The sequence below is a fragment of the Fodinibius salipaludis genome (assembly GCF_002287075.1).
GTDB lineage: Bacteria > Bacteroidota > Rhodothermia > Balneolales > Balneolaceae > Fodinibius > Fodinibius salipaludis.
The window spans coordinates 135,564-148,866 of record NZ_NSKE01000001.1; the positions used below are offsets into that span (position 1 = coordinate 135,564).

Below are 13,303 nucleotides of genomic sequence, written 5' to 3' on the forward strand. Positions count from 1 at the left end.
TCTTAAATTAAAATGACAATTGGAGATTGAACGTTACGTTTTTGGGAGTAGGATACATGTAATCATCATGTGTTCTCCTAAATATATTTGGCGCTGAAAACTCCGGATCTAATCCACTATAACCGGTAAAAGTAATCATATTTTGAGCAGTAACCGATACTCGGAGTCTATCAAACCAGTTTTCCACCCAGCTATTAGGCACCGTATAACCTAGTGTGATGTTTTTAATTTTGAAGTACGAACCATCTTCCAGCCAACGATCCTGGTCTCCTCGGGAGTTTCTTTGATCAGCATAAATAATTCGAGGGAAATCAGTATTGGTATTTTGTGGTGTCCATGGATCAATACCTTTACGATAGTTAGAATTATCATCGAATCGATCCATCACGCTTCTTGGGCCATTAAAAATATCGAACCCTTGAGCACCAAAACCTTGAATGCGTATATCAAAGTTTTTATATCCTGCTGTTACATTAAGCCCATATTCAAAATCTGGCCATGGACTACCAACAATTTGACGATCATTACTGGTAATTTGACCATCATCATTGGCATCAACATATCTTATATCACCAGGTTCAGCATCAGGTTGTATTACATCACCATTACTATCGGTATGATTTTGAACTTCCTGATCACTTTGAAATAATCCATTGGTTTCAATTAAGTAATACATACCAATAGGCTCACCCACTTCATTCTTTGTTTGCCAGGTATAAAATTCTACCTGATCAAAACCTAAACTTAAGATCTCATTCCTGGATCTATTAAAGTTAACACCTATCGAATAAGTGAAATCACTTTCTTCGAAATCTTCGGTCCACTTAGCTGATATCTCAACACCAGTATTCTTAAGACTTGCAGCATTGACAAGAGGGTTTCCACCATCGTTACCGGTTGTCATCAAAATGGGCATCTCAGTAAGTACATCCTCTGTCTCTGAGATATAGTAATTAGCAGAAGATGTTAAGCGGTTATCTAACAATCTTGCGTCAAAACCGATATTGGTCTGTGTTAGTGTTTCCCACCTCAGATCTTGGTTTACCAACTCTACCTGAGTAACACCATTTCTTATTTGTTGGTCTTCTCCAAAAACAGCTTGTGGGTTTATATTAAGTACCCCTTGATAATCATAATAACCAATATTTGAACTACCCAGCTGTCCCCAGCTTGCTTTCAGCTTCAAATCATCGATCCAATTAACATCGAAGAAACTCTCATTACTAACTCGCCAGGCACCCGATACAGATGGGAAACTGCCCCAACGATTATCTTCTGGTAAACGCGAGGTACCATCCCAACGCATTGTGAATTCAGCTATATACCTGTCATCAAAATTATAACTTAACCGACCAAAGAAGGAAGAAATAGCCGCCTCGTTAAGATAGCCACCGGTTCGATAATTCTCCGTAGCTGCGTCTAATACTGTAAAGTAATCATCCCCAACTCTTGTCAGATCAGTCCCCTCACCCCAAGAAAAATCTTCTCTGAAAGTTTGAAATGATTGACCCAAGACAGTATTCACCTTGTGATTACCAAAATCGTTATCAAATGTTAGGGTGTTTTCAATCAAATGAGATTGAAACTCACTCCTTTCATCATATAATCTTGAGGGATCGTACGGCTGATTTAGTGTCCAATTCCCTACTTTCCTCAAGTAATTATGAGAACCTGAATTATAATTCAATCCGTAGTTTAAGCGGTAATTTAAGTAGTCAGTAAAGTCTAACTCAGCAAAAATATTACCTCTTATTCGAACATTCTCAGTTTCTCTATTCTCAAGATTTTCTTTGGCAATGGGGTTTGTTGCAAAAGTTCGGGCTTGATCTTCATCACCATAACCATACCCGCCTGGATTATCCTCATCGTAAACAGGAATTGTTGGTAGCATTCTTGTCACATCTGCAATCGGATTTGTATCAAGCTCATCAACCTGAAAACTTGTAATTGCCAGATTTTCACCAAAAGTAAATATTCCTTGTGATCCCTCAGTATTAACTCTTACACCATATCTCCTGGAACCGCTACCTATGGTTGTACCAGTATTACGTAAGGTGTTTAAAGAAATTAAGTACGTACCGAGGTCACCTCCACCAGACAAGGTTAGATTCTGGTCATAACTCCATGCCGGCTCAAAAGTCTCATCTTGCCAATTAGTATTTCCGTCCATATGGTCTTGACGAGATGTTACCCCGGTCACACCTGCTTCAATAGCATTATCATAAGCTCTATTGTTGAAATCGATCCATTGTTCCCTATCCATCAAATCAAATCTTGGTAACCATTCTCTTCCGATTTGACTTGAGTATTCTACTTTCATTGGCCCCTCTTGACCACTTTTCGTAGTAATAATAACAACTCCATTAGCAGCACGAGAACCATATATTGCAGCTGCTGATGCATCCTTAAGAATCTGAACAGACTCGATATCATTTACATTAAAGTCTCGATTAGCAGAAGTGGGCACACCATCAATAATATATAAAGGCTCATTATTAGAGAAATTTCCCAAACCTCTGATTTCGACTGATGGCTCAGAACCTGGCGCACCTGTTGTACTAACATTTACACCTGGCACTAAACCCTGAATTGCATCACCAAAATTGGCCGTATTAACATCGTCAATATCATCAGGACTAACAGTCGATATTGCACCTGTTACATCTTGACTTCTCTGTTGACCATATCCAACCACAATAACCTCTTCACCAAGTAAAGTAGTCGGATTCATAGTGACGTTTATTGAGTTTCTGCCGTCAATTGGAATTTCCTGCACCTCATACCCAACAAAAGAAAAAACCAATGTATCCGATAAACTTTCTACAGATAACTGGTATTTCCCTTCAGCATTTGTTGTAGTTCCACGTGTGGTGCCCTTAACAGAAATGTTAACCCCTGGTAACGTTCCCTCAGTTTGGCCATCGAAAACAGTACCAGAAACTTCCATGTCTTGTGCTTGAACACTCATGAAACCGGTTACACAAAAAAAGAAAAGCATTAGGCTTATTATGTGGCTTACTTTCATAACATTGTATCCCTTATTTGTATTTATTTTTATTATAACTGACCATCCAAAATGTTATCGATAACACTAAGAACAAAAAAAATAAGCCTTCATGTTATCGATAACATTGATAATAATGTCAGGAATTATTTATCAAGTATCAAGTTTAAATTAACTTTCTTTATTCACGTTTCTTTAATTGATTGCAGGCCAATGTGATACCAAATAAATTGTTTCTTCTTTCAAACCTAGTCGGGTGTTCCTTCTTCCTTTTGATGTCCCAGCCAGTATTTGTCGAATACATCCATCACGGGCAGCATATTGCCCTCCTCATCGAAATAACTACGGGCCCCCAATCCACCCTCTACAGCTGGTTCCCACCAGAAAATCTCCTTTATTTTGAGGATGAGATATTAAGCAAAGTTTCATTTACGGATTCCAAAAACTCTCGCTGTCCGGCCGGGGTCTCTGGATACGGTGGAATCATATCTTCATATTCGGATGTCTGCCAGTGATAGGCTGTTTCTACCAGAATGATATCTTTAGTGAAATTTTCAACCAGTGACAGCAGATTTTCACGAAGCTCCAGCAGATTTCCGTGCCACCACGGATAGTACGACAGTCCGATAATATCGTAGGGAATATTATAGGAATTAAATTTGTCGTAATACTTTTTGGTGCCCTCCGCATCGGCGCCCTGATCATAGTGAATCATAATCAGCGGACGTGCGGCTTGTCCCCGTCCGGCATCTACCCCGTCGACCCCCGCTTTTACCAACTTGGCAAAATTATCCCAGTTATCGGGCAGTTTACCGGTCGGCCACAGCATGCCGTTACGTGTTTCATTGCCAATCTGGACCATTTGGGGCATTACTCCTGCTTCGCGAAAAGCTTGTATCGTATTCTTCGTATACTGGTAGACCGAATCAGCTAATACATCTACCGACAATCCTTTCCATGCGGCAGGTATTGGCTGCTTGCCGGGATCAGCCCAGCTGTCTGCATAGTGATAGTCAAGTAAAAATTTGTATCCCCGTTTTTCTGCTTCCTGCGCCAGTTCGATAGTATATTCCAAATCGTTGGGCAGCTCATCAGGGGAATGAAACAGGCGCAGGCGTATCCAATTGTAACCGTGAGCCTTAAAAATATCGAGACCGGGTTTTACTTCCCCATTGTCTTTAAACGCTCGGCCATTATCCTCAGCACTTTTTAGGAACGACATATCGGCACCTACAGCATAGGTGATGTCGACCGTGCCTTCGGATTTTGTGGAGTCTTGGGCAAAACTATGAGTAACAAAAATTGCCGAGACAAAAATGAGCCCTACAAATTTAATTAAAAATGTCTTCATCATATTTAGGTTTAACTAATCTTTTTGATTGATGTCCCATTTTTATCGTAACAAAATGGGTCGTTAAAGCCGCTAGAAAATTCTAATTCCAGTTAAGACTAACCATCTTTTATTAAAAACTTTTTGTGCACCCCTACCATGTCATGCTGAACTTGTTTTAGCATCCGTTACAATAGATCTTGAAATAGATTAAGGGTGACACGGGTTAGCAGAGGGCCATGTTAAATAATCATTGAATTTCTATCTGACTAGTTGACTGTTCTAAATCTTCATTTGTGGCGGTAATTAAAAGCATTCCTGGCTTATCCCCTGCACGGAGCAATATCGTGGCAATACCGGCTTCGGCACTTATAGGATTCTGCCCAACGAGTTCTGCATTGCCCTTAACTTCAAAATGAATCTCATGATAAGCATCAGGAACGACCGTTCCGTTTTCATCCACTAAAGAAGCATAGTACAAATACCACATCTTTTTGTCCGGCCTCCAGCGGTTTGTTACTTAAATCTACATCCAGTTCAATACTTTTCGCTTCCCCGGGCGTGGCCTGGGTGTGCTCGGCAACCTTTTTACCATCAATATATCCGAAGGCACGCAGGGATCCTGGTTCAAACTCATCTATTTCGAAAGTAAACGGCGGATGCTGCAAATGGGATGAAACGCGCCCACTGTCGGGGGATTTTCGTCCAAGCGATTCACCATTCAAAAACAGCTCTACTTCTTCCGTATTACTGTACACTTTGGCCGTTTTAAAAGTAGAATCAGACCAGAAGTTCGCCACATAAATCATCGGCTTGTTAAACCGAGCATCAGGCTCCAAATTAGGTTTGGCCTGGCTCCGATAGAAGTAATAGGCAAACTTGGGAACACGAAAAATATCGTGAATACCCGATGCTTCTAAGTTATCGGCATAGCCGCGATTGTAATCAAACATCACCCAGTTGGCATCCCCGAAAGAGTCCCCTTTTCGATTGCTATTATGTGCTTCCTGGAAATTGAGTGCCTGCTGGGCCAACCGTTTTTGACCGTCGCCACGCAGCTGACGAGAATTACGCGCATCTTCGGTCAGATCTTCAAATTCATCCTGATTGAATCCGGCATTATGCGCATAGTATTCCCAATCACCATATTCGGCGATGAAGTACGGCTTATCCTTAGAGTAATCGTTCCAATATTCCGGTGGATCAGCGTGCTGACGGGCAGGAATAAACACATCATAGGTATAATCCATCCATCCTGTGGAATAGGTATCGGTAAACGGAAGCTCGTCATGAACAATCGCATGTGCACTATCCATAAAAGCTTCCGGCATATCCGACTCGTTGAGTGATGCCTCCCAAAGTACAATGCTCGGATGATTACGGTCGCGGCGAATCATGTGACGGATATCACGGTAGGCAAGCTGCTGGAACTCCTCATCCCCGAAAAACTGCCAGCCGGGGATGGCGTTCATAAACAACAAGCCAATCTCATCGGCCGCATCCAGAAAAGCGGGCGACGGGGGATAGTGGGCCGTACGAATAAAGTTAAATCCGGCCTCTTTTATCTTGTAGGCATCGCGATACTGGGCATTATCCGAAAGAGCGTAGCCAATATACGGATACGACTGGTGACGATTGGTGCCCCGAAGATGCAGCACCTCCCCATTGAGTACAAACTGATTACCTTCATTAAAATGGAAGGTGCGAATGCCGATTTTCTCCCGCTTGGAATCGACCACTTCTCTATTCTTTTCCAGCTCTACGGTCATCGTGTAGAGATATGGATTATCAGGTGACCACAGATTAGGATTCTTTACCGTAAACTCTTGCTTAATTTTCTTATACGTTTCTGCTTCAATTTCTTCGGTGGATATTTCTCCTTCGGCAACAACATTTCCCTCCTGATCACAAAGGGTCGTTTTAAGCAAACCTTGTTGCGGAGCGTCATCCGAATTTAAAATATCTGTCTGCAGGCTAACAATCGCTGACTTATCAGACACGTCGGAGGTTCGAACCAGCAGTCCACCGCCGGCGACACGATCGGCCGCAATGGGATCAGAAATATGTAGTTTGTCATCAATTAACAGATGTACGTTCCGATAGAGTCCACTAAAGTAATTGAAATCCAAATTTTCTATCGGCTTTCCCGGCGGGATGGTAGGGTTGTCTTCATTGTTCAGCTTAACCAGCAGTACGTTTTCCTCATCGAATTGTACCTTATCTGTAATATCCACCACAAATGGCAAATAGCCTCCTTTGTGCTTCATCAGCTTTTCGCCGTTGAGATACACGTCTGCCTCATGCATGGCTGCTCCGAATTTCACGGCCAAACGTTTGTCGCTATTTTTGGATTTTACTTCAAAAAACTTGCGGTAAAATGCAGTGCCCTGCCACTGCTGGTCTTCAATAACCAGCGGCTCAATATGGGCGGTATGGGGCAACGAAATATTTTCCCATTCCACACTACTCTCCTTTTCAAAGTAATCTGCTACAACCGTAGTATCTATGCCCCGGGCAAACTGCCAATCTTTATTAAAGTTGAGGGTCGTCTTGTCCTGGAATCCTTTTTTTGAACGTTCAGAAGGTTCACAACCCCATCCCAAAACGGTTAAAATGAGGAGCAATGGTAGAAGTTTTTTCATAATCATCTGTTGATTAATTTTTGGCTTTTTCAATCCAAACCGATTCGATAGCAAAGCTGGTATTTTCTTTTACCACTTCATTTTCATCAGCCGGGACAAACATAAATTGTATTTCTTCAATATCAGTGGGATTAAGGGTACCATCGACCTCCGCCTTAAACCAAAGCGGTAAAAAGGTGGGATACGGTCGGGGCAACAGCATCATAGGATCCTGCTTAAATTCAGAAAACGGTACTTTAGATGTTTCAAATTCATTAGATGACTCTATCTCCGCACTATACGAAGTACCATCCTGCAGCACCACAATAGCTTTTAAATTTCCAGCTTCTTCACCGGTTTTGGCTTTTACAGCAAACAAGTCAGATTGATCAACCGACTGTGTCACGTGCTCCAATTTATCTCCCAGAATAAAATTCCATCCAAGCGTTTCATTGTCTTTGGTCAGATCGTCTCCGGCAAACACCTGCAATGCCCGTTGACCGGCTTGGTCTGAAGAAACCACCTCTACTCCGTTTTCACTATTCCACGTTTCAAAAGCATAATTTACTTCTGTTATGCCGTCAGTGGCATCAAAAAGAGCAATTGCGGCATCGGTTTCATAAACCTCCATACTGTATTGACGATCGTGATAATAATCCCAGTCGCCGGGATGACCTTCATGTCCGCCCGGAAAGGTGAGTGTTTTATTTTCCTGATCTATTGTTATCCAGTACGTCACTGTTCCGGGATATAGGTCATCGGCCGGAATTGTCGCCTCATAGGAATAGGCCGAAGCTTTCTCCATCGGAATATCTTTGGTCTGCCAGCCATTCTGCACCACTAAACTTACTTTGTCACCATCTTTTAGCGCAGCTGCTTTAGCTTTTATGGAGATGGATTTATCAGACCGGACACTGGTTGGGGAATCATGTCGAACCATCGGTTCACTGTCGGTTTCGGGCGGAGCTACAAATTCATTAATCCGGATACTGCCCATCTTATAATCATTAGCAGGAAGGTTTTCGGTTTGCTCGTCCCGATAGACTAAATAAGCCCCGGGCGAAACAGCAAAAGAACCATTGCTTGCCGTCATCTTTTGGTCGTTACCGGTATTAATCCCTTTTAAGTGAAATTGGTTACCGAGGTTAGGTAAGTCAATAATCATTTTATGACGTTTCCAGTCAATCCATGTCAGCCATTTATCGAGTGAAACTACATCAAAGGGATCGCGGATTTGAATAGCATCGGGCATTACTTCGAGCCGCCAAATACCATCACTTATTTTATCCAAGAAATAAGCGCCTGTCCCATCGTACGATACTACCGAAGAGTTGCCAACCCCAGCAATATGTTTTAAAGCCTGAGCGTCTTTTGGGGCAGTTTCTGTATCATTGGAATAGAAAAAAGCCGTATCAGCATTAAGCTGACTCAATCCCTTTTCGTGGTTCACCTCAAAATCCCCAAACATATTATTTTGCGGATACCGCCCATAACTTTTATTACGGTCAAGCTGGTGAAAAGCCGCCGAGGCAATTTTCATGCTAACTGCTTTAGCAGGCGTATAAGCCATATTCAAATAATGCGTGCGGTAATCCGTATTGACGTGCCCCATGGCCATGGGATCATAAGCGAACTGCGTAGCCCACTGGAAACCCGCCTCCCGGAAGCTACGCGCCATAGCAGGATAAGTGTAAGGCTTCAGAAAATCGGCCGAATCAAACTCATAGACCATCTGTGCCTTTGTTTTAAATGCTTCCTTATCCGCAAACGGAATGGAATATTCATCGATATACGGCAAATAATTTTTCGTGATCTCTTTCCCGCCTACCAACCCACCGGGATACCATTGAAAGGTCGTTCCGTCAATATTGGCATTCATAACGCCTTCAGCCATCGACGGATTCTGAGCAATATTATAAAAGATTGGCTTCTCCAGTCCATTGTCGCGCAGGTGATCCGTCAGCATATTTATATAGTTGGTCAACGAGTCCTGACTGCCGCTGTGCGTTGGTTCATTGTCGATTTCAATGGCAATGATATTGGGATCTTCCTGATACGTTAGTCCGGTATACGGATTTTTGTGACTCATAAACTCTTTGAGATACTGTTTGATCACCGGCCAAAAATCAGGATTCTCAGGTGCTTCTTCTTTGGAGATATAGTTAGCAAAGCCATCCGTCTCTGTCGGTGGCTCAGGATAGCCGTTGTCATAATAGGTGATGGGCGTAAGCACTACCTTAATGCCTCGCTGTTTTAATTTTGCCAGCTTGTAATCCAGCAAATCAAGGTGCTCGTTTTCGACCAAATGTCCGAGACTATCACTGATTTCGGTATCCCATGCATGCAGGCGGAATCCATCAAAACCAAGACGAGTAAAATGGTAAGTATCCTGATCTATAACTTTTTTATGTATTTCCCCTAACCGATTGGTAGTCCTATAACTATGCGCAAATGGTGGAGAGTAATTTACACCAAAGAAAGCAGCTTCTTCTCCCGATTTCAAAAGGCGCATTACGCCCTCTTTATCCACTTCAACCAACGATTGCTGCTGGGCCTCTACATGTTGTATAGCGCCAAGAACCAACAGAAAAACAAAGCCAACAGGAAGAATTTTTAATAATGAATTCCCAACTACATTCATAAAATCTGATCTATAATTTTTTATCCGCTAATTGCTTTCGTAATCATAATTGATGTATTCAATGCCCTGATGGACGTTCCCCTCAAAATCAAACAACGTATTGTTTTCCCATGATGAGCCCGTACCCCATTGATCCTTCATGTTCGATGTAATCCAGGCCGGCTCCCAGTACATCAGTCCACTACCGCCACCGCCCATGACTTCCTTCGTAAGATCAATCATAAAATCACGCTGCCCCTCTTTAGTAGCAGGGTATCCGTCCACAAGCGCATTTGACCCAAATTGATTGTTATAGTCATCAGCATAATCCATCGTCCACGGGTAGGCTGTCTCTACAATCATCACTTCTTTATCAAACGCATCCCGGAAATCAGAGACATGATCGCTAATTTGATTCAACGAAACATCCGACCACGGAGTGTAATAGGAAAACCCAATAATATCGAAGTCAGTCACATTCCCGGTTGTCGTTAAATTATCAAACCACCAGCTTACGTTTTCAGGTTGAGCGATATGCAGAATAATCTTTGTGTCCACATCCGAACTGGATGACACCTCTCGAACAGCTTCAATACCACTGTTGATTACTTCTCCGGTATTAGACCAATGACCATCACAGACGTTAAGTGACGGAAAATCCTGCGGGGCATTAGAATACATGAGTCCGCAATTCGTCTCATTGCCGATTTGTACATACTCAGGCATCAAGCCTTCACCTTCTAAATGCTGCAAGGTTTCTTTGGTATAGTTGTACACAACATCCTTCAGCTTCTCTAAATCAGTAATATCTCTCCACGCCTCAGGAATGTTTTGGTGATCGGGATCAGCCCAAGTATCCGAATAATGAAAATCAAGATTCACGCCCATGCCATGCTTCTTGGCCTGACGTATGGCACGCTTAACATCAGCAAGATCATTGTACATCGGATTATCCTCTCCTTCATAGACATTGGCCGTCCACTCAGGATCATGCCACAGGCGAAATCTGGCAACATCAGTCCCATAATCGCTAAATATTTTATAGGGATTTTCGACCGTGCCAGAATCGCGGTAAGTGCCTCCTTTATCCAAAATCTGGTTAACATACGACAGGTCCGCTCCCATAACGAAGTCACCGCTTGTTTCCTCTTGTTCTGGGGTAGAACCATGATCATCATTTCCATCACTGTCACCATTGGTAGGCGAATTATCCTGACAGGACAATATTGACAAGCTTAAAATAATGAGAAAAATATATTTCTGAGTCATGGAAATACTCACTAAATATTGGAACCGGTTACAGACCGACACCTACATTGTATGTTAACGATAACATTATCAATTAAAAATATAATACAATCGAAGAATTTATCAAACAGAATTAAACTTGATGTCCATTCTTTAGCAAAATTAATACCAAGAGGAAATTTAACAGCCGCAGGAAGAGCGTATTTTCAGCGTCGTGGGTACCTCGATCTTTTCTACCGTTGCATCTTCATCTTCAATAACATTAATGAGCTTCTCGGCAGCCTGTTCTCCCATTTCATAGGCTGGCTGACGTACTGTTGTCAATGGTACATCAAGTAAAGAAGAGCGAATATCATCCGTAAAACCAACAATAGCGATATCATCAGGAATTGTCAGCCCGTGCTCTTTAATGGCTTCAATAGCACCAATGGCAACAGGATCATTCACCGCAACAACCGCATCAGGATGCCCCTCCCTTCCCTTCTCCAGAAGTTTGATCATTGCGTCATAACCGGTATCCTCTTTAAATTCGGCCTGAATGACCCACTCTTCATTTAGTTCTAAATTATGAGCTTCGAGAGCATCTTTGTACCCCTGCAAGCGTTCTTTACCTATAGATACTTTCTGTGGTCCACTTAAATGGGCTATTTGGGTATAGCCATGCTCAGTGATTAAATGTTCCGTAATTTTCTGGCTGCTCTCCCGGTCATTTACACTAACGCAGCTGGCTCCGATATCTTCAATACAGCGGTCAAAAAATACTACTTTTGCTCCCCCCTCAATAATGCTCTCATAAAATGAATAATCTTCGTGAGTCAACGATGATGAAATAAGCAATCCATCAACGCGCTGGCTACGTAACGTCTCAATGGCCTCTTTCTCGCGACTGAATAGCTCATTGGCATTGGTTAGAAAAAGCTGATAATCTGATTTATAAGCAACCTCCTCAATACCACGAACTACTTCGGGGAAAAAGGCATGGGTAATTTCAGGGATAACGACTCCAAGCGTATGCGTTTTGCGTGACACCAAACTTTTGGCCACGCGATTAGGGGTATAACCCATACTTTCTGCTTTGTTACGGACGCGCTGCTTAGTCTTTTCATCCACATTATCACGATCATTTAAAGCGCGGGAAACGGTCATCGCTGAAACGCCCAGCGCCTCAGCTATTTGTTTAAGAGTAACTTCTGAGCTCAAGATATCAATATTATTTAGAGTTGATCGACCCGCTAATGTAAGCAGCTTTACGGATTAATCTTAATACCATGTGGATAAGTGTATTAATTAATATCCATTCCAGATAGATTTCCAACAGCCTTCGCTCTTGTATCTTCTCTTTTAAAAATAATTTCCGAGAATTCATTAATTGGGTATTACTGCAGAGCTATAACTTTTGGTCAGGAGAAGAGAATGAAGAGCTAATTTTTTAACTAAAAATTCCAGAAGAGCGTTAAGCGAGGAATAATGTCAGTATCTGGTGAAATACCCTGATTATTTTCGCCATATACTATCGTTTCAATATTGGGCATCAGGTGAACTTGATCAGAAAGAAAGAAGTCCGCTCCTGCCACCATAAAGGTCGATTCAACATCTTCAGAAAATGGTATATAAGAATTTTCACTACCTCCCATATATCCGCCAAAAAGGTGATCCGCCCGCAAAAATCCCTTAGTTTTATCACTAATTTTAAAATTAGCAAACACGGATACGAGATCCAGACTCCGCGCTGCTAAACCAAGCTGTCCCTCCTCATACTGATTAGAATAAAGAGCACCTATATTAATCTTTTCCGATTGGTATCCGCTAAAAAGTTGAGCAGTATAGCTGTTAGGATCATTGGTTTTGCTGTTTACATCCCCATATCCTTCAATCACAAAATGTTCAGTTAGGTAATACCCCAATGCCAGACTCACTTTTTTGCCTTTATCAACATCGGGCTTATTGCCGTTCCCATTGCCGACAAATAAGTGATAAGTGAGATTCCCTGCCTGACCAAGCTGTCCTTTAAAAGCCAATCCAAAATCGCGGGAACTGCCGAAATCGTATAAATCCTGTGGGGATTTTTCGACGGATCGATACCCCCATACATCCTCGCTCAATCCAAATAGAGGCGATCCTGATATACCTGCTAAAATCTGATGGTTTTCGTTCTCCCACTTTAAATATGCATCTTTCACGTTGGGTATCATTTCCGTGCCGGACTGAAAATCCCCTGCTGAATTCATCTCAAGGCGAATCCTTGTAGAAAAAGCTTCATTCAGATCCCGACTATAAGTCATATAAATACGACGAAACCAAAACCCGTTTTCCCCTTCTATATCTTCGTTGTGATGCTGGGCCATCCAATAGTAATCACTGTATACCCTTCCACTCAGACTTGCGTTATTATCCAGTGATATTTGTGCCCTGGATTCAGTAATTAAAAGACATAGAAATAATAAGCATAGTAGTGCTATCCGTTTCATAACTGATTTTTT

The 13,303-nt window shown here is 42.1% G+C and carries 8 protein-coding genes; all 8 read right to left on the reverse strand.

All coding sequences use genetic code 11. The features are described from left to right. Positions 1–7: 7 nt before the first annotated feature. The 8 genes from CK503_RS00580 to CK503_RS00610 all read right to left on the reverse strand — a co-directional run bounded on the left by CK503_RS00580 (position 8) and on the right by CK503_RS00610 (position 13,291). A complete protein-coding gene (locus CK503_RS00580) occupies positions 8–2,968 on the reverse strand; it encodes a SusC/RagA family TonB-linked outer membrane protein (protein ID WP_217988285.1) in 2,961 nt (986 codons plus the stop codon). 430 nt (positions 2,969–3,398) lie between these two features. Further along, complete coding sequence (locus tag CK503_RS00585) at positions 3,399–4,358, reverse strand: glycoside hydrolase family 53 protein (RefSeq protein WP_095604842.1); 960 nt, start codon at positions 4,356–4,358, stop codon at positions 3,399–3,401. A gap of 226 nt (positions 4,359–4,584) precedes the next feature. Then, complete coding sequence (locus CK503_RS16210) at positions 4,585–4,797, reverse strand: hypothetical protein (RefSeq protein WP_217988286.1); 213 nt, start codon at positions 4,795–4,797, stop codon at positions 4,585–4,587. Beyond that, entirely contained in the window at positions 4,790–6,976 is a 2,187-nt protein-coding gene (locus tag CK503_RS00590) for a glycoside hydrolase family 2 protein (RefSeq protein WP_217988287.1), read from the reverse strand. The genes CK503_RS16210 and CK503_RS00590 overlap by 8 nt, the downstream gene beginning before the upstream one ends. Before the next feature lie 13 nt (positions 6,977–6,989). Continuing rightward, on the reverse strand, positions 6,990–9,596 hold the full coding sequence (locus CK503_RS00595) for a glycoside hydrolase 5 family protein (RefSeq protein WP_095604843.1): 2,607 nt from the start codon (positions 9,594–9,596) through the stop codon (positions 6,990–6,992). Positions 9,597–9,623: 27 nt separating this feature from the next. Beyond that, on the reverse strand, positions 9,624–10,844 hold the full coding sequence (locus CK503_RS00600) for a glycoside hydrolase family 53 protein (RefSeq protein WP_095604844.1): 1,221 nt from the start codon (positions 10,842–10,844) through the stop codon (positions 9,624–9,626). Between the two features lie 159 nt (positions 10,845–11,003). Further along, positions 11,004–12,023 (reverse strand): LacI family DNA-binding transcriptional regulator, encoded by a 1,020-nt coding sequence (locus CK503_RS00605; protein WP_141239843.1) that lies wholly within the window; start codon positions 12,021–12,023, stop codon positions 11,004–11,006. A gap of 233 nt (positions 12,024–12,256) precedes the next feature. Then, entirely contained in the window at positions 12,257–13,291 is a 1,035-nt protein-coding gene (locus CK503_RS00610; protein ID WP_141239844.1) for a hypothetical protein, read from the reverse strand. Between the last annotated feature and the right edge of the window lie 12 nt (positions 13,292–13,303).